This window comes from Roseovarius dicentrarchi, from assembly GCF_003316635.1.
GTDB lineage: Bacteria > Pseudomonadota > Alphaproteobacteria > Rhodobacterales > Rhodobacteraceae > Roseovarius > Roseovarius dicentrarchi.
In genome coordinates this window covers 83,878-102,189 of record NZ_QNQP01000005.1, presented here as the reverse complement: position 1 = coordinate 102,189, position 18,312 = coordinate 83,878, and the positions used below count along the sequence as shown (strand labels likewise).

General features: G+C 63.7%; 17 protein-coding genes. 8 read left to right on the top strand and 9 right to left on the bottom strand.

Annotated features, from left to right (window positions below):
- Nucleotides 1-2: 2 nt before the first annotated feature.
- A complete protein-coding gene (gene phoU / locus DQ230_RS05180) occupies nt 3-710 on the top strand; it encodes a phosphate signaling complex protein PhoU (protein ID WP_113911437.1) in 708 nt (235 codons plus the stop codon).
- A gap of 1 nt (nt 711) precedes the next feature.
- Entirely contained in the window at nt 712-1,401 is a 690-nt protein-coding gene (phoB, locus tag DQ230_RS05175) for a phosphate regulon transcriptional regulator PhoB (RefSeq protein WP_113911436.1), read from the top strand.
- A gap of 6 nt (nt 1,402-1,407) precedes the next feature.
- Here the strand turns inward: phoB and DQ230_RS05170 are convergent, their stop codons facing one another.
- The 8 genes from DQ230_RS05170 to DQ230_RS05135 form a co-directional block, all read right to left on the bottom strand.
- Nucleotides 1,408-2,475: a quaternary amine ABC transporter ATP-binding protein gene (locus DQ230_RS05170; protein WP_113911435.1), complete on the bottom strand. Its 1,068-nt coding sequence runs from the start codon at nt 2,473-2,475 to the stop codon at nt 1,408-1,410.
- 9 nt (nt 2,476-2,484) lie between these two features.
- Nucleotides 2,485-3,519 carry an ABC transporter permease gene (locus DQ230_RS05165; RefSeq protein ID WP_113911566.1) on the bottom strand — a complete coding sequence of 345 codons (1,035 nt, stop codon included), beginning with the start codon at nt 3,517-3,519 and terminating at the stop codon, nt 2,485-2,487.
- Nucleotides 3,520-3,658: 139 nt separating this feature from the next.
- Nucleotides 3,659-4,630, bottom strand: a complete 972-nt coding sequence (locus DQ230_RS05160) for an ABC transporter substrate-binding protein (RefSeq protein ID WP_113911434.1) — start codon at nt 4,628-4,630, stop codon at nt 3,659-3,661.
- A 246-nt stretch (nt 4,631-4,876) separates the two neighbouring features.
- On the bottom strand, nt 4,877-5,686 hold the full coding sequence (locus tag DQ230_RS05155) for an ABC transporter permease (RefSeq protein WP_113911433.1): 810 nt from the start codon (nt 5,684-5,686) through the stop codon (nt 4,877-4,879).
- Nucleotides 5,683-6,504 (bottom strand): ABC transporter permease, encoded by an 822-nt coding sequence (locus tag DQ230_RS05150; RefSeq protein WP_113911432.1) that lies wholly within the window; start codon nt 6,502-6,504, stop codon nt 5,683-5,685. Before DQ230_RS05150 ends, DQ230_RS05155 begins: the two co-directional genes overlap by 4 nt.
- A gap of 53 nt (nt 6,505-6,557) precedes the next feature.
- Nucleotides 6,558-7,679, bottom strand: coding sequence for an ABC transporter substrate-binding protein (locus DQ230_RS05145; RefSeq protein ID WP_113911431.1), 1,122 nt, complete (start codon nt 7,677-7,679; stop codon nt 6,558-6,560).
- 29 nt (nt 7,680-7,708) lie between these two features.
- The gene (locus tag DQ230_RS05140) at nt 7,709-8,776 is read right to left on the bottom strand and encodes an ABC transporter ATP-binding protein (RefSeq protein ID WP_113911564.1); all 1,068 of its coding nucleotides are present in this window, start codon (nt 8,774-8,776) and stop codon (nt 7,709-7,711) included.
- Nucleotides 8,777-8,876: 100 nt separating this feature from the next.
- Nucleotides 8,877-9,767, bottom strand: coding sequence for a LysR substrate-binding domain-containing protein (locus tag DQ230_RS05135; protein ID WP_113911430.1), 891 nt, complete (start codon nt 9,765-9,767; stop codon nt 8,877-8,879).
- A 147-nt stretch (nt 9,768-9,914) separates the two neighbouring features.
- On the opposite strand from DQ230_RS05135, the gene DQ230_RS05130 reads away from it, so the two are divergent.
- The 3 genes from DQ230_RS05130 to DQ230_RS05120 are packed head-to-tail and all read left to right on the top strand — an operon-like array spanning nt 9,915 to nt 13,489.
- On the top strand, nt 9,915-11,495 hold the full coding sequence (locus DQ230_RS05130) for a zinc-binding metallopeptidase family protein (RefSeq protein ID WP_113911429.1): 1,581 nt from the start codon (nt 9,915-9,917) through the stop codon (nt 11,493-11,495).
- 13 nt (nt 11,496-11,508) lie between these two features.
- Nucleotides 11,509-12,426 carry a dimethylarginine dimethylaminohydrolase family protein gene (locus DQ230_RS05125; protein ID WP_203227999.1) on the top strand — a complete coding sequence of 306 codons (918 nt, stop codon included), beginning with the start codon at nt 11,509-11,511 and terminating at the stop codon, nt 12,424-12,426.
- A gap of 40 nt (nt 12,427-12,466) precedes the next feature.
- Nucleotides 12,467-13,489 carry an aminoglycoside phosphotransferase family protein gene (locus DQ230_RS05120; RefSeq protein WP_113911428.1) on the top strand — a complete coding sequence of 341 codons (1,023 nt, stop codon included), beginning with the start codon at nt 12,467-12,469 and terminating at the stop codon, nt 13,487-13,489.
- Between the two features lie 6 nt (nt 13,490-13,495).
- On the opposite strand, the gene DQ230_RS05115 is transcribed toward DQ230_RS05120, so the two are convergent.
- Nucleotides 13,496-14,425, bottom strand: a complete 930-nt coding sequence (locus DQ230_RS05115; RefSeq protein ID WP_113911562.1) for an ABC transporter ATP-binding protein — start codon at nt 14,423-14,425, stop codon at nt 13,496-13,498.
- A gap of 75 nt (nt 14,426-14,500) precedes the next feature.
- Here DQ230_RS05115 and DQ230_RS05110 point away from each other — a divergent pair, with 75 nt between their 5' ends.
- The 3 genes from DQ230_RS05110 to DQ230_RS05100 all read left to right on the top strand — a co-directional run bounded on the left by DQ230_RS05110 (nt 14,501) and on the right by DQ230_RS05100 (nt 18,294).
- A complete protein-coding gene (locus tag DQ230_RS05110; protein WP_113911427.1) occupies nt 14,501-14,680 on the top strand; it encodes a zinc-finger domain-containing protein in 180 nt (59 codons plus the stop codon).
- An 87-nt stretch (nt 14,681-14,767) separates the two neighbouring features.
- Entirely contained in the window at nt 14,768-17,563 is a 2,796-nt protein-coding gene (gene polA / locus DQ230_RS05105) for a DNA polymerase I (protein WP_113911426.1), read from the top strand.
- Nucleotides 17,560-18,294: a glutamine amidotransferase gene (locus DQ230_RS05100; RefSeq protein ID WP_113911425.1), complete on the top strand. Its 735-nt coding sequence runs from the start codon at nt 17,560-17,562 to the stop codon at nt 18,292-18,294. Before polA ends, DQ230_RS05100 begins: the two co-directional genes overlap by 4 nt.
- The last annotated feature ends 18 nt before the right edge of the window (nt 18,295-18,312 follow it).

Here is an 18,312-nt window from a genome sequence, read left to right as displayed (position 1 = left end):
TCATGACAGACGCGCATATATCATCCGCCTTTGACAGCGATCTGGAAGCCGTTCAGGCGCAGATCATGAAAATGGGCGGGCTGGTCGAGGATGCGATCCGCCTTGGCATGCAGGCGCTGGAGACGCGCGATGCGGAGCTGGCCTTGCAGGTGCGCCGCGCCGACGCGGCCATCGACGCGCTGGAGGAGACGATCAACGAGGGCGCCGCGCGCATTATCGCCCTGCGCGCGCCCACGGCGATTGACCTGCGGCTGGTGCTGAGCGTGATCAAGATCAGCGGCAATCTGGAACGCATCGGCGATTATGCAAAAAACATGGCAAAACGCTGCGAGGTGCTGGCGCAGGCCGCGCCGATCAGCGACAGCACCGGCACCCTACGCCGCATGACGCGCGCGGTCGAGGGCATGCTGAAGGATGCGTTGGACGCCTATATTCACCGCGATGCGGCGCTGGCGGCGGATGTGATCGCGCGCGATGTCGATGTGGACCAGATGTATAATGCGCTGTTCCGCGAATTGCTGACCTTCATGATGGAGGATCCGCGCAACATCACCGCCTGCCTGCATCTGCATTTCATCTCGAAAAATACCGAACGGATGGGCGATCATGTAACCTCCATCGCCGAACAGGTGATTTATTTGTCGACCGGCAAACACCCCGATGAGGATCGCCCAAAGGCCGATACGACAACCACGGTCACCGGCGCGTAGGGTGGCGGCGATGCAACCCCAGGTGCTGCTTGTCGAGGATGAGGCGGCCCAGCGCGCGGTTCTGGCCTATAATCTGGAGGCCGAAGGATACGCCGTGCGCTGCGCCGAAAACGGCGAAGAGGCGTTGTTGATGATCGCCGAGGCGCCGCCCGATCTGGCAATTCTGGATTGGATGATGCCCCTGATGAGCGGGATCGAACTGTGCCGCCAGATGAAAACCCGCGATGACACCCGGCACATTCCCGTCATCATGCTGTCCGCCCGGTCCGAGGAGGTCGATTGCGTGCGCGGGCTTGAGACGGGGGCGGATGATTACGTCATCAAGCCCTATTCGGTGAAGGAGCTGATGGCACGCGTTCGCACACAGCTGCGCCGCACGCGCCCGGCGCTGGCCGGGCAGGCGCTGCGCTATGCGGATATCACGCTTGACCCCGTGCGCCACCGCGTCACGCGCGGCGATGACGAGGTCAAGCTGGGACCGACCGAGTATCGCCTGCTGATCAAGCTGATGGAGCGGCAGGGCCGCGTATTCAGCCGCGAACAGCTGCTGGATCTGGTGTGGGGGCGCGATATTTTCGTGGATACGCGCACGGTGGATGTGCATGTGGCGCGGCTGCGCAAGGCGCTGACGCGCTCGGGCGGCAGCGATCCGATCCGCACCATTCGCGGTGCGGGCTACGCGCTGGGGTGAGTGCGCTCAGCCGCTGCGGCGCGCGCTTTCGGTATCGCCCGATTGCTCGGACGGGACCAGCGCCTTGACCAGATTGCGCATGTTCAGAACGCCGACGGGCGCGCCGTTCTTCATCACGCGGTAGCTGCGCAGCGTGTCGCCTTCGGACCGGGCGATGACCGATTCCAGCGTATCGTCATGGTCGATTTCGCCCGCGTGATCGCCGGTGTCGGCAGTCGTGCGCTCCATCACCGAGCGGACGCGCAGGACGCGCGCGCGATTGATATCGCTGACGAAATCCTCGATATAGGGGTCCGCCGGGTTCAGCAGAATGTGCTGCGGCTCGCCCTGCTGGACCACCAGACCGTCCTTCAGCACCACCAGATGATCGGCCAGTTTCAGCGCCTCGTCCAGATCGTGGGTGATGAACACCACCGTCTTTTGCAGCTCGGCCTGCAATTCGATCAGCAGGTTCTGCATGTCGGTGCGGATCAGCGGGTCGAGCGCGGAAAACGCCTCGTCCATCAGCATGATGTCCGAATTGCTGGTCAGCGCCCGCGCGATGCCGACGCGCTGCTGCATGCCGCCTGACAGCTGGTGCGGATATTGATCGCCCTGCCCATGCAGGCCAACGCGGTCCAGCCATTTGCGCGCCTCGTCGGCATAGTTGCGTTCCTTTTCGCCCTCGACGGAGGGGGCAAGACCGGCATTTTGCAAAACCGTGCGATGCGGGAACAGCGCGAATTTCTGGAACACCATCGACATTTTATGTTGCCGCAAATGGCGCAGCTGCTTGTCGTTGTAGTCAAGAATATTCTCGCCATCGACCCACACCTCGCCCGCTGTCGGTTCGATCAGACGGTTGAGGTGGCGGATCAGGGTGGATTTGCCCGACCCTGACAGGCCCATGATCACCGTCGTCTTGCCCGCCGGGATATCGACGTTGATGTCATTGAGGCCCAGCACATGCCCATGCGCCTGCAACAGCTCGGTCTTGCCCATGCCGTCCTTGACATGTTGCAGGGCGGGCAGGGGTTTTTCGCCGAAAATCTTGTAGAGGTTACGGATCGAAATCTTGATGTCAGTCTCTGTCATATCCGCCCCTTATGATTGGCTGGTGTTGATGCGGGCCAGCGCGGCCTTGGTCACGCGGTCCAGAATGATCGCCAGCAGGACGATGCCCAGACCCGACAGCAGGCCCACGCCCAGCTCCAGCGACCGGATTCCGCGCAGCACCAGAACGCCCAGACCGGGGGCCGATACCAGCGATGCGATGACGACCATCGCAAGGCTCATCATGATGGTCTGGTTGACGCCGGCCATGATGTTGGGCAGCGCCAAGGGGATCTGCACGTTGAACAGTTTCTGCCGCTGCGTCATGCCAAAGGCGTCGGCCGCCTCGATCACGTCCTTGTCGACCAGACGGATGCCCAGATCGGTCAGGCGCACCACCGGCACGATGGCGTAGAGGATGATGGCAATGCCGTAGAGCTTGGGTTCGGTGACGGAAAATAGGAAAATCAGCGGAATTAGATAGACAAAGGGCGGCAGCGTTTGCAGCATGTCCAGAATGGGGATCATCGACCGCTGCACCCGGTCATTGCGCGCCATCGCGATGCCGATGGGCACCCCGAACAGCACGCATATGAAGGCGCAGACGAAGATGATCGCCAGCGTCTGCATGGTGTAGTCATAGTAATCCACGAAGGCCAGAAACCCGAAGCAGAGCACGATCAGCCCGACCAGTTTGGCCGAGCGGCTGACGGCATAGGCGACCAGCATCAGCAGCGGAATCATGATGAACCACGGCGTGGCCTGCATCAACCAAAGCGCGTTGTTCAGCGCCCAGCTCAGCGGTTGCGTCAGAGGATCGACGACGATTTTCAGCACATCCTTGATCGACAGGAAGCCTTCTTCCAGTCCCGAGGTCAGCTCGCGCGATTGAGGGAAGGCGGGGCACGCCTCGTGCAGGGCGTCCATTGATGGAAATGGCGTCTCCCACATCGATTTCTCCACCTCCTTGCCCGAGGTCTGCGCCAGAAGCTGCGCCATGGAGGTCATGCCGCCCGCGGCGTCGCCGCTGTCGCCGCACCAGCCGCGCAATCCAAGATTGTCGAAAATGAAGTCGTAAGTCGCCATGCATCCCTCAATCGGACCGCCGGGGCGGTCCATTTTCATCGGTTAAATCGGGAAGGGCCGGATCACTGGATCCGGCCCTGCCGTTTATCTGCGCGTCTGCGATTGTCTGGTGCGTCGCTTGCAGCTCATGCGCGCTGGATTACTTCAGCAGCGGCGCCAGCTTTTCGGCGGCGGCGTCGTTGATCCAGTTCTTCCACTCATCGGGGTTGTTTTGCAGGAAATACACCGCCGCTTCCTCGTTCGAGGCGTTGTTGTCTTCTTTCCATGCCAGAACCTGGCTCATCGTGTCGGTCTTGAAGCTGACCTTGCTCATCAGTTCGGCGATGTCAGGCTTTTCTTCCATGAAATCCTTGGTGACGATGGTCAGCACCGGCGCCGAGGGGAAGGCGGACGGCTGCGGGTCCGGCGTTTCGACGTTCTGGTTGGCCGCATGGGCCGCCTCGTCGAATTCGCCCAGATCAATGCTGGTCATGTCGAATTTGCCCAGCGGCGTTGTGGGGCCCCAGTAATAGCCGAACCACGGCTCTTCGTTCTGGTAGGCCGAGGCCATGGAGGTGCCCAGCGTTTCGCCCGACCCGTGATTGAAGATCTCGATCCCGGCGTCTTCCATGCCGAAGGCGCGGATCAGGTTGTCATTGGCGATCCGGCAGCCCCAGCCATCGGGGCAGTTGTTGAACATGCCGCCGACCAGCTCGGGATTGTCCAAGACGCCCTGAATGGTGGCCAGCTCCGGATGCTCTTCGACCAGATAGGTGGGCAGCCACCAGCCTTCGACCCCGCCGGGGTCCAGCACGCTGCCGACTTCCTCGATCTTGCCGTCTTCCTTCAGCTTTTTGTAGACGTCGCCGGTGGAGTTGGTCCACAGCTCGGTCACGATGTCAGGCTCGTTGTTTTCGGCCAGCGATGTGACGGCGGGCGTCGTGTCGGACGGAACCGCCGTGACGTTGCAGCCGTAACCCTGTTCCATCAGGAATTTGGACACCGCCGTGACAATGGCCGACGAGTCCCAGTTCATCTGGGTGATCGTGACGTCGCCGCACTGATCCTGCGCCATGCTTGCGGTGGGGGCGGCAAGGGCCGCAAAGGCGGCGGTGTATAGAATGCGTTTCATATCATATCTCTCCTCTGTTCATTTCGGGACGGGTGCGCGATCTGGCGCCGTGCCACCCAAAGCCCCCAAGGGCCTGAACGCAGCGCCCGCTGCCATCGTGCCTGCGGCACAGATCGCTAAAAACAGGGGCGGCGCCGGGCCGTGACGTCACTTTCAGCCGTTACGGTAACGGCCTGCGGTATGACGTCAACCGGCTAAATTCCCGAATACGACATTTTTGGTGTCGCATTCAGACAGCGGCGCCGGTCAAGCGTTTCGCGCCCGAACCGCGGTGATGACCGCGCGCCCGATGACTGCCAGCGCCACGATGACGATCAACACCACGGAAATCGCGGCAATGGCGGGGTCGATATTGTCGCGCAGGCCCTGCCACATCAGGCGGGGCAGGGTGACGGCCTCGACCGAGGTGATGAAGATGGTCACGGCGATCTCTTCCCATGACAGCACGAAGGTCAGGAAAAACGCGGCGATCACGCCGAACTTGATGTTCGGCAGGATCACCTTGAAAACCCGCGTTCCCAGACTGGCGCCCATCGCGCGCGCGGCCCGGTCCCAGCGGCGGTCCACCTGCGCCAGCGACACGCTGACCAGCACGACCGCAAAGGGCACGATCATCACCGAATGGGCCAGCGCAACGCCCAGCATGGTGTCATAGGCAAACACGCCGTTATACTTGGTCAGGGTGATCAGGAAAAAATACAGCGTCAGCGCCGATACCACCGGCGGCGCGACCATCGGCAGCAGGGCGACACCCATCAGCAGCCCGGCAAAGCGGGGCCGGAACATCCATAAGCCAAGGCTGAAAAACGTTCCCAGCGCCGTGGCAAATCCGGCGCTCAGCAGCCCGATGCGCAGCGACAGCCAGATCCCTTCGGCCCATTCGCGGTCCTCGTAAAGCGCGCGGTAATGGCGCAAGGACAGCTCGTCCGTCGGGATCGAAAGGAACCGTTTCGGCGTGAACGACACCGGCACCACCGCCAAGAGCGGCATCAGCATGAAGATCCCCACCAGCACGGCCAGGATCGTGGCCATCAGGCCGGGGCGCAGGCGGATCATCTTGCACCTTTGGGGCTGAGTTGTTTCAGCAGCAAGGCCAGCAAGGCCGAGATGGCGACCATAAGGATCACGCTGACAGCGGCGGCAAGGCCCCAATCAGGGCTTTGGAAAATGCGCAGGTAAATCAGCTCGGCCACCATGACGCTGCGTCCACCGCCAAGGATTGCGGGCGTGATGAAGAACCCGATGGCAAAGACGAATACCAGCAGCGCGGCGCCCATCAGGCCCGCCGCCGTCATCGGCACGAACACCTGCCAGAAGGTGCGTGTGCGGCTCGCGCCCATGCCGCGCGCGGCCAACAGCACACGCTCGTCCACGTTGCGCATGGCCGAGGCCAGCGGGAACACCGCGAACGGGATCATGAAATGCACCATGCCAATGACAACGCCAAATTCGTTACGCACCATGCGCAGCGGATCGTCGATCACGCCCATCGCCTCAAGCCAGCCATTCACCAGCCCGCGATGCGATAGCAGCGCCAGCCAGCCAAACGCCCGCGTCAGAACGGAAATCCAGAACGGGATCAGGATGCACAATTCGGTCAAGGTGCGCACCACGGGCGTGCCGCGCACCCAGAGCAGCGACAGGATGTAGCCCATGACGACCGATACCACCGTGACGATGACGCAGATGCGCAAGGTCCGCCAGAACACCGACAGGATCAGCGGATCGCTGACGGCGGCGGCGTAGTTCTGCAATCCCGGCTCGGGGAGCGTGACGCTCCACCCGATGACGCCCGCAAACGGCAGCACATAGGCCAGACTGAGGAAGGCCAGGAGCGGCGCCAGCAGGATGAGGGGGCGGGTGATCCGGGTCATGGGGTATCCTTGGTGAAGGCCGCCCCCACCGGGGGCAGGGGCGGCGAAGGCCGTCAGGCCGAAACGATGGCGAGGTATTCGTCCAGCGCCGGGCCGTAGTTTTCCTCGTACCACGCCACATCCAGCGGCACCTGCACCGCGAAGTTATCGGGCGCCACCGGGTTGAACCGGCGCTCGTCCTCGGGGATCAGATCGTCGGCGGCGGGGTTCGCGGGGCCTTGGGACAGCATGTTGAACATGACCAGCTGCTTTTCGGGGTCCTGCGCGGAGGCGATGAATTTCATCGCGGCATCCTTGCCGCCCGGATTGCCCTTGATCACCGCCATCGCGCCGGGCGAGATGACGCCGTCCTGCCAGGTAAAGCTGACATCGCCATCGGTGTCCTGCTCCAGCAGGCGGGCGCGGGTGGACCAGATCAGCGCCATCGACGCCTCGCCGTTCAGCATCAGCGTCTGGCTTTCGGCGCCATTGCCCCAGAAGCTGATGACATGCTGTTTGAAATCCTTCAGCTTGTTATGCGCGCGCTCCAGATCCAGCGGATACAGATCCGCCTGCGCCACGCCGTCGCCCATCAGCAGCGCCTCCCACATGCCGGCGCCCCATTTGTACATGGAGCGTTTGCCGGGGTATGTGTCGGTATCAAAGAAATCCGCCATGGTTTTCGGGGGATTGTCGCCAAATTTCGTGGCGTCATAGGCGATGATGTAGCTGAAGAAATAGGACGAGGCCGAATATTCCCAGCCGAAGCCTTCGCGCATCTTGGATTTATCAACGATATCGTAATCAATCGGCTCGATCATGCCCTTCTTGCCGAGCGATTCAGCGGAAAAGGCATCGGCGTCCATGATGTCCCATGTGGGGCTGCCGCTTTCAAACTGGGCCTGCATCGCGCCCTCGGTCGGGCCCGATCCGTCCTGCCGCACGCGGATGCCGGTTTCTTCCTCGAACGGCTCGCCATAGGCTTCGCCGTAGGCGTCCACCGCGTCGCCGCCCCAGCTGACGAAGACCAGATGGCCGTCATCGGCCAGCACCGGCGCGCCGCGCGTGGCAACCGCGGTGGCGCCCAGCAGGGCCATGCCCAGCTGGGTGAACCTGCGGCGGCTGATCTTGCCCTGCCGGGCCTTGTCTGCCAGCAGTTCCAGCTGGTCGTCGGTGAAATTATCTGTTGGTTTCATTATTATTCTCTCCCTTGTTGGTCGTCGCGCTACAGAAGGAACCCCTTCTGCTCGGGCCAGCTGGCCCAGATATCGCTGCCGGGGGCGAGGCCCACGGGCAGATCATCGGTCGGGTGGTTCAACGTGATCTGCGTATCCTCCGGCCCGACCAGATCAATGCGCGTGGCGGCGCCCAGATAGGTCAGGTCCAGCACCTTGGCGGGGATGGCATTGCCACTGCCCGGCGCGGTATGACCCAGGCTCATGTATTCGGGGCGCACGGCCAGCGTATGCCCGCCCACATGCCCGGGCGCGCGCAGGCTGCGCCCACCGAAACTGCCGCGCAGCATATCGCCGTCGCGCATCGTGTCGCTGAGCGGCAGCAGGTTGATATCGCCCAGAAATTCGGCAACAAAGCGGTTTTCGGGCCGCTCGTAAATCTCGCGCGGGGGAGCGATCTGTTGCAGGCGACCCTTCTCGAAGATCGCAACGCGCGACGACAGCGCCAGCGCCTCGGACTGGTCATGGGTGACGAAGATGAATGTCGTTCCCGTCTCGCGGTGCAGGCGGCGCACCTCGTCCTGCATCTGGCCGCGCAGGTTCTTGTCCAGCGCCGAAAACGGCTCGTCCAGCAGCATCACGGGCGGCTCGCAGGCCAGCGCGCGGGCCAGCGCGACGCGCTGCTGCTGCCCGCCGGACAGGGCGTCGGGGCGTTTATGCCCATGCCCGCCAAGGCCGACCATTTCGATGATTTCAGACACGCGCGCCTTGATCTCGCGAGCGGGGCGCTTCTGCACCTTCAGCGGAAAGGCGATGTTCTGCGCGACCGTCATATGCGGGAACAACGCATAGCCCTGAAACACCATGCCAAAACCGCGCCGTTCGGCCGGCACATCGGTCATGTCCTGCCCGTCCAGCGTCATGGTGCCGCGCGTCGCCTCCTCGAACCCGGCGGTCAGCATGAGAAAGGTCGATTTGCCAGATCCCGACGGCCCCAGCAGGGTCAGGAATTCGCCCCGTCCAATGGTCAGCGAAATATCGTCCAGCGCGGTGAAGTCGCCAAAATCCTTGCCGATGCCCTGTACGCCGATTTCGGCAGCGCGGGTTTTTATGGTCATGGCATCCTCCCTTTGCGCGTTCAGCGTAGTGGCGCGCGGCAATGCGGCGCAATCGAATTGTTTTCGCATAAGAGGCAAATTTCATTTGCCAATGCCCGGCTCAGCGTTTGCGCTGCGGCAAGGTGGCGATGATCCAGCGGCGAAAGGCCAGCGCCGCAGGCAGCCCGGTTTTCTGCGGCGGTGTGCATAGGTAATAGGCATCGGGCGACGTGATGCGCACATCGCCCACGCGGATCAGCTGCCCGGCCTCCATCGCCGCATTGCCGATCAGAACATCGCCCATGGACACGCCCTGGCCCGCGATTGTTGCGGCATAAACAAGGTTCATATCCGAAAATACCGGCCCCTTGTCTGCCGCCCCCTGAGGCAGTCCGGCGGCCTGCAACCACTGACGCCAATCGGTCGAATCGCCCAGATGCAGCAGATCGGCGCGCAGCACATCCGCCGCAGTTTCGATCCCGCCCAGCCGGTTCGCCAGTATCGGCGCGATCAGCGGCGCAAATTCCACCTGTTGCAGCAGCTCGACCTCGACCCCCTGCATCGCGCCATTGCCAAACGCGATGAACAGATCCGCCTCGGGGTTCGAGACATCGTCCAGCCTGCGAGGCGTCACGATGCGCAGGTCCACCTCGGGGCAGACCGCGCGAAACGCGCCGATTTGTGGCGCCAGCCAGAAGGCGGCGAATCCCGGCGTGCAGCTGATGGTCAGCGTTCCGGACAGCCCCTGTCCCGCATTGCGCGCGGCCGATCCGGCGATGGCCGACAGCGCGGCGCGCACATCGCCGGCATAGGCGCGGCCGCGCTGTGTCAGCGCGATCCTTGTGCCGACGCGGTTGAACAGGGCAAAGCCCAGGTCACGCTCCAGCAGGCGCAGCTGATGGCTGACGGCGCTGCGCGTCAGGTTCAGCTCGTCCGCCGCCGCCCAGACGGTGCCGTGGCGCGCGAAACATTCCAGCGCGCGCAGGGCTTGGGTGGAGGGGATGCGGGGCATGTGGCGGCTCCTTTGGCGGTGCCATGATATCGGCTGTTCGGGGCGCGTCCACTGTTTTAGGTGAGCGAAATTTGCCGATGGCAGGAAAAGGTTTCACTTTGATGCGCGGCCCCGCGGCGCTTAACTGCATGGTGCAGGAGGATGCCCATGACATTGAGTGACGCACAGACCCACGCGCTGGAAACCATCGACGCACGGATGCCGGAGCTGTCCGAGTGGTGCGCCACGATTTTCGACTTTGGCGAGACGGCGTGGCGCGAATACCGCTCGGCCGAATGGTACGTGGCGCGGCTGCGGGCCGAGGGATTTACGGTCGAGGAAGGGTCAGGCGGGATGCCCACCGCCTTTTGCGCCGAATGGTCGAACGGCGACGGGCCTATCATCGGGATGTATGGCGAATATGACGCGATTCCGGGCAACTGTCAGGCCGCCGCGACGCACCGCGCCCCGCGCGAGGGGCTGGGATACATGGCCGGCGGCCATACCGACCCGCATTCGGGGCTGGGCATCGGCGCGCTGGGCGGGCTCTTGGCGACCAAGGCGGCGATGGAGGCGCGCGGGATCAAGGGTGGTCTGCGCTTTACCGGCGAGCCTGCCGAAAAGGTGCGCGGATCGAAACCCATTCACGCGGCCAAGGGGTATTATGACGGGCTGGCGGCGATGCTATCCTTCCATCCGTTCTACATGCTGCCGATGTGCAACACGGTGCGCTGGGATACTCACTGCGGCGCCGCCTATTCGATGATCTACCGCTTCATCTGTGACGCGCCCGAGGCATGGGGCGTGGGCGATGGCGCGCCGATCCCGCAATCTCATTCCGCGATCCGCGCGCCCGGCGCATCCGAGGCGCTGGTGCAGATGTACAGCCTGTCCAAATCCCTGCGCGAATCGATGCTGCCGCATCAAGGCGGCTGGTCCATCTCCGAGGCGATCCTGACCGCCGGGCAGGCCACCGCCGATAACCAGCCCGCCGGGCTGGCCGAATTGCAATACATGATGCGCACCCCCACCGTGGAGATGGCCGAGCAGGTGACAGCCGCGCTGGACCGCAACGCCGAGGCGGTCGCCGCCATGACCGGCTGCCGGTGGGAGCGGCACTGGGTCTGCAAATCGCGCCCCGGTCTGGCCAATCACGCGATGGCGAATGTTGTCTGGGACGCGATGCAAGCCGCCGGCGCACCCGAATGGGGCGACGAGGCCGTAAAGATCGCGCAGGACATACAGGCCAATCTGGCGCAAACGCCGCTGGCCGAGCCGTTCATTGATGAGATGTCCCGCCTTATTTCCCCGCAGGACGCCGAGGCGATCCTGCGCCGCGATCTGGCCCCCAGCCAGCAAAACAGCACGTCGGACGATTACACCGACATGAGCTGGCACGCCCCGCTGGCGCGGTTCTACATCGCGCGCCCGGCGCTGAAATCCAACGGTGCGCCCTATCCCAGTTGGGTGATGAACGCGCTGGGCGGTATCCCCGCCACGATTGACCCGATGGTGCGCACGGCGGCGCGTGTCTGCGCCCTGTCGGCGCTGCGCTTGTTGGAGGACAAGGCGGCGCGCGATGCCGCGATGGCCGAATTCGAGGACCGCACCGGCGGCGGTGTCGGCGGGGACAAGTGGCTGGCCCCGCTTTGCGACTACGAGCCGCCCATCCATTTCCGCTGGCCTGAATATATCGACACCCCGCGCGGGCGCGACTGGTGGATCCCCTCCGCCATGCCCGACGCGTAACAGGAGACTGCAAATGCTGGACAAGACCACAAGCGAATTCACCCTTCAGGCGCGCAAGCGCGGCGGCGGCACGCCGCGCATGAAAAACTGGCACCTGCCCAATGAGACAGACGCGCTGAGCCATGTCCTGCTGGGATCGCCCGCGCATCTGAAACATCTGTCCACCTCCAGCCTGTCCTCCAAGCATCTGCGCGAAAACCCCTGCAACATTCAGGTCGCGCAATCCCAGCACGCCGAAATGGTCGCCGCCTACGAACATTTCGGCGTCAAGGTGAAGATGCACGAGGCGCAGCCGGAATTGCCGATGCAGGTCTATGCGCGCGATTCGTCTGTCATGACGCCCTACGGCGCGATCATCACGGCGATGTCGCAGTGGTGGCGCCGGGGCGAGAATTACGCCGCCATCCGCACCTATGAGGATCTGGGCATCCCGATCTACGACATGGTCACGGCAGGCACGTTCGAGGGCGGCGATTTCAACGTGATCGAGGAGGGCTGCGTCCTGATCGGCTGCGGCGGCGCGCGCACCAACGAGGCCGGCGCGCGGCAGGTCGCGGGCTGGTTCGAGGATGAGGGCTGGGAGGTCAAGCTGGCCTTTATCGACGAATATTACGTGCATATCGACCTGATGGTCGTGCCCATCGCCGAAAAGCTGACCGCCGTTTGCCTCGATTGCACCGATCCCTGGATCGTCGACTGGCTCAAGGGCAAGGGGCACGAGATTATCGACGTGCCGTTCCGCGATACGATGAACCTGGGCTGCAACGTGATGAGCCTTGGCAATGGCAAGATCATCGCGCCCCAAGCCTCGACCGTGCTGGTCGATGCGCTGCGCGCGCGCGGGTTCGAGGTGGCGGCGATTGAGACTGCCGAAATTTCAAAAACCGGCGGCGGTATTCATTGCATGGCGCAGGCGCTGAACCGGGGGTAAAAGGGGCGCAACAGATCCTTTTGGAAGGGGACATGCTGCGATGACCGACCCCGCGACCGTTGATATTCTGCCCGCCTCTGCCGCGCTTTTGGCGCAGCGGGGGCAGGGTGCCGCGCGCCTGACTGCCTTTGTCGCCGACGCGTCGCCGCGCCGATACTACCGGCTGGAAGGGCAGGGGATGCTGCTGATGGAGGATCCGACCGATCCGGTCGGGTTTGACGCCTATCTGCGGCTGTCGGCGCATCTGAACGGTCTGGGCCTGTCGGCGCCGCGCGTCATTGAGGCGGACAAACCCGTCGGCGTCGCGCTGATCGAGGATCTTGGCGATGCGACCTATGCCAACTGTCTGGCGTCGGGGCAGGACGAGGGCGCGCTGTACCGGCTGGCCGTCGATGCCCTGCTGCATCTGCACCATGATGCGCGCGGCGCAGGCGTGGCGCAGCCGCGCTATGACGCGGCGCGGATGCTGGACGAGCTGGCGATATTTGCCGAATGGTTCGTGCCAGCGGTGGCGCCGGGGGGGGATGCGGCGCAATTCGGGCGCGACTGGCGCGCGGCGTGGCAGATCGCACTGGCGCCGGTGGATGGGCGGTTCGACACGCTGGTGATGCGGGATTTCCACGTCGATAACCTGATGCTGCTTGAGGGGCGCGATGGCGTCCGGCGCTGCGGGCTGCTGGATTTTCAGGACGGCGTGCTGGGGCCGTGTGAATACGATCTGATGTCGCTGCTGCAGGACGCGCGCCGCGATCTGACGCCGGGGCTGGAGCAGACGCTGCTGGAGCGTTATCTGGCGGATGCGCCTGCCCGTCTGGGCCAACTTGAGGATGTTCGCCAACGCTACCATTTGCTGGCGGCGCAGCGCCATGCGCGTATTCTGGGCGTTTTCGTGCGGCTGTGCCAGCGCGACGGCAAGCCGCGCTACCTGCAATGGATGCCGCGTGTCTTGCGGCAGTTTCAGACTGCGCTGGAGGCGGCAGAGCTTGGCAATATATCCGCGCTGCTGGATGACCGCCTGCCGGATTGGCAAGGCGGCGTCACCATCGCACCACCGCCGGGCTGATCGGCCCTATCGGCTGCGCGTCAGCTCCAGAAACACGTCCTCAAGATCGGCCTGTTCGGTGCGCACATCGCGGATGCGGATGCCCGCATCGCGCACCGCCTCCAGCACCGCCTCGGCGCTGACCTGTCCGGCGCTGTAGCTGAGCGCCAGCACACCGCCATCGCGGCGCGTCACCTCGATGCCCGGCTTTTCCGGCAGGGCTGTCACGTCGCCTTCGGGGACGATGATCATGCTGCGGGTGTCCAGGCGGGCCAGAAGATTTGCGGTGCTGTCACGCGCGACCACGGCGCCGTGGTCGATGATGGCAATCTGGTCGCACATCTCCTCGGCCTCTTCCAGATAGTGGGTGGTCAGGATGATGGTCATCCCCTCGGCGTTCAGGCGGCGCACGTTTTCCCACAGCATCTGGCGCAGTTCGATATCGACGCCGGCCGTCGGTTCGTCCAGCACCAGAATATGGGGGCGATGCACCAGCGCCTTGGCCAGCAGCAGCCGGCGGCGCATACCGCCCGATAGCGTGCGGGCATAGGCGTTTGCCTTGTCCTCCAGCCCGACGAGGGCGAGGATTTCATCGCTGCGGCGCTGCGATTTGGGCACGCCATATAGCCCTGCCTGCACCTCCAGCGCGGCGCGCGGGGTGAAAAAGGGATCAAGGTTCAGCTCCTGCGGCATGACGCCGATGGCGGCCCGGCTCTGGCGCGGGCTCACGTCCTGATCGAAGCCCCAGATCGTGGCCTTGCCGCTGGTTTTCAGCACCAGACCGGCCAGAATGTTGATCAGCGTCGATTTGCCCGCGCCATTGGGGCCAAGCAGGCCAAAGACCGATCCGGCCGGAATATCCAGATCGACCCCCTTCAGCGCCTCCTTGGCCGGGGCGCCCCGGCTGCCGGCATAGGTCTTGCGCAGGCCGCGTATCTCGATTGCATTGGCTGTCATGGTCCCCTTGCCCCCGCGCTGCTGTTCCATCATATAAGTGGGGTAATCGAGATGCCTGCAAAAGGAAACGCCCAGATGGTGACCAAAGCGCCCGAAATCCGGATCGTGGACGACTATCGTGTATGCTGCGACGGCAGCGGGCCGGGCCTTGGCCACCCGCGCGTCTGGCTTCAGATCCCGGCGGATCGTGGCTGGGTCGAGTGCGGCTATTGCGACGCCCGGATGATCCATCGTGATTTCGAGGGCAAGGTTTAACCATTTGTCGCGGCGCTGTTTGCGCGGTCGGGAGTTGGGTATTTTTACCAAGAAAAAACGCTGAGCGGCGTTCGGGGAGGCTGTGGGATGTCATTTGGAAAAGGATGCCATCTGCATCTGATCGACGGATCTGCGTTTATCTTTCGCGCGTATCACGCGCTGCCGCCGCTGACGCGCAAATCCGACGGGCTGCCGATTGGCGCCGTGTCCGGATTTTGCAACATGCTGCAACGCTATATTGACGGCAATAACGGGTCCGATGCGGCGACGCATGTGGCGGTGATCTTCGACAAGGGCAGTCACACGTTCCGCAATGATCTGTTTCCCGATTACAAGGCCAACCGCGAGGCGATGCCCGAGGATCTGCGCCCGCAGATCCCGCTGACCCGGCGCGCGACCGAGGCGTTCAACATCGCCTGCAAGGAGGTCGAGGGGTTTGAGGCGGACGATATCATCGCCACCCTGTCGGTGCAGGCGCGCGAAGCGGGCGGGCGGGTGACGATCATCTCCTCGGACAAGGACATGATGCAGCTGGTCGGCGGCGGCGTCGAGATGCTGGACGCGATGAAGAACCGGCGGATCGATGTCGAGGGTGTCGAGGAGAAGTTCGGCGTCGGGCCTGACCGCGTGGTGGATGTGCAGGCGCTGGCCGGGGATTCGGTGGATAATGTGCCGGGCGCGCCGGGCATCGGGATCAAGACCGCGGCGCTGCTGATCAACGAGTTCGGCGATCTGGACACATTGTTGGCGCGGGCGAGTGAGATCAAGCAACCCAAGCGGCGCCAGACCTTGATCGATCACGCCGACCAGATCCGCCTGTCGCGCCAACTGGTGCAACTGGACTGCGATATGGCGCTGGATTTCGGACTGGATGATCTGGAGGTGCGCGATCCTGATCCGGATGTTCTGCTGGGTTTTCTGGCGGAAATGGAGTTTCGCACCCTGACCAAGCGCATTGCTGCCGCGATGGATGCGGAAGCGCCCGAGATTGACGATGCGCCGGCCGATTTGCCCGATGCGGACACGCCGGAGATGCCGGCGTTTGACGCCGCTACATACGAACACGTGCAGGATTTGGCCGCGCTGGAGGTCTGGCTGGCCCGGATCCGCGCGCGTGGCTATGTGGCCGTCGATACCGAGACGACATCGCTGAACGAAATGCAGGCCGATCTGGTGGGCATATCGCTCTGCGTGGAGCCGGGGCATGCCTGCTATATCCCGCTGGCCCACAAGGGCGAGGGGGAGGGCGATCTGTTCGGCGGCGCCGCGCTGGCCGAGGGGCAGATGCCCGCGCAGGAGGCGCTGGACGCGTTGAAGCCGGTTCTTGAGGATCCGAGCATCCTCAAGATCGGGCAGAACATGAAATACGACGCCAAGATCCTGGCGCGGCGGGGCATCGAGATTGCGCCTTTTGACGACACGATGCTGATCTCCTACGCGCTGCACGCCGGTCTGCATGGTCACGGCATGGACGCGCTGAGCGAGCGCTATCTGAACCATGCGCCGATCCCGATCAAGACGCTGTTGGGTGGCGGCAAATCCGCCATCACCTTTGACCGGGTGCCGGTTGCGGACGCTGTCAAATACGCGGCCGAGGATGCCGACATAACGCTGCGCCTTTGGACCGTGCTGAAGCCGCAGCTGCACCGCAGCCGCGTCACCCGCGTTTACGAGGCATTGGAGCGGCCTTTGGTGCCCGTTTTGGCGCATATGGAACGGAACGGGATCGCGGTGGACCGCGATACGCTCAGCCGGATGTCGGGGGCCTTCGCGCAGAAAATGGCCGCGCTGGAGGAAGAAATACACACGCTGGCGGGGCGCAAGTTCAATGTCGGCTCGCCCAAGCAGCTGGGCGAGATCCTGTTTGACGAGATGAGCCTGGATGGCGGCAAACGCGGCAAGACCGGCGCCTATGCCACCGGCGCCGACGTGCTGGAGGATCTGGCAACCGAACATGAGCTGCCCGCCCGCGTGCTGGACTGGCGCCAGATATCCAAGCTGAAATCGACCTATACCGATGCGCTTCAGGATCATATCGACCCGGATACGGGGCGCGTACACACCTCCTACATGCAGGCGGGGGCGAACACGGGGCGGCTGGCCTCCTCCGATCCGAACCTGCAAAACATCCCCGTGCGCAGCGAAGAGGGCCGCCGCATCCGCGAGGCTTTTGTCGCGCCCGAGGGCAAGGTTCTGGTCAGCCTCGACTACAGCCAGATCGAGCTGCGCATTTTGGCGCATGTCGCGGATATCGAAGCGTTGAAACAGGCGTTTCGTGACGGGCAGGACATCCACGCGATGACGGCAAGCGAGATGTTCGGCGTGCCGATGGAGGATATGACGCCCGAAATCCGCCGCCAGGCCAAGGCGATCAACTTTGGCGTGATCTATGGCATTTCCGGCTTTGGCCTTGCGCGCAACCTGCGCATCCCGCGCAGCGAGGCGCAGGGATTCATCGACCGCTATTTCGAACGGTTCCCCGGCATTCGCGCCTATATGGACGACACCGTGGAATTCGGCAAAAAGCACGGGTATGTCCAGACGCTGTTTGGCCGCAAGATCCATACACCCGAAATCGGCGCCAAGGGGCCGCGCGCCGGATTTGCCAAGCGCGCCGCGATCAACGCGCCCATTCAGGGCACCGCCGCCGATGTGATCCGGCGCGCGATGATCCGCATGCCGGATGCTATTGCCGATCTGCCCTGCAAGATGTTGCTGCAAGTGCATGACGAATTGCTCTTCGAGGTCGATGAGGGCGCGACTGACGCCGTTATCGACGCGGCCCGCGACGTGATGGAGGGGGCGGCCGAGCCGGTTGTCAAACTGTCGGTGCCGCTGACGGTCGAGGCGGGGCAGGGCGCCAACTGGGCGCAGGCGCATTGAAGCGGTTCCTGATCCTGCAACTGCGGCCCGAAGCCGATGCGTCGGACGCCGAATATGCGGCGTTCTTGCAAAAAGGCGGGCTGGAGGAGGCGCGCGCGCACCGCATCCGGCTGGAGCGCGAGGCGCTGCCCCAAACACTCGACCCGGCGGAGTATGCGGGCGTGATCGTCGGCGGCGGCCCCGGCTGCGTCAGTGATGCAGCGGATGAGAAAAGCGATGAACACGCCCGGATCGAGGCTGCTGTCCTGTCACTGATGCCGCGCATCACGGACAGGGACATCCCATTCCTCGGCTGCTGCTACGGCATCGGTATTCTGGGCAAGCATCTGGGCGGCACAGTCGGCAAGGGCAGGTACGGCGAGCCTGTGGGCACCGCGGATTGCACCCTGACGGGGGCGGGCCGGAATGATCCATTGCTGGCGGACCTGCCCGCGCGGTTCAATGCATTCGTCGGCCACAAGGAGGCGCTGGAGGATCTGCCTGCAGGCTGCACGCATCTGATCGCGGCGCCCAACTGCCCGTACCAGATGGTGCGCTATGGCAGGAATGTCTATGCCACGCAGTTTCATCCCGAGGCGGACGCAGCCGGGTTCGAGGACCGGATCAACATCTACAAGCATCACGGCTATTTCCCGCCCGATACCGCAGCAGACCTGATTGCAATGTGCCGTGCGGCGGATGTGCATGTGCCGGAACTGATTTTGCGAAATTTCGTCCAGCGCTTCGGTTGATCCACCCGCGCGCTTGGC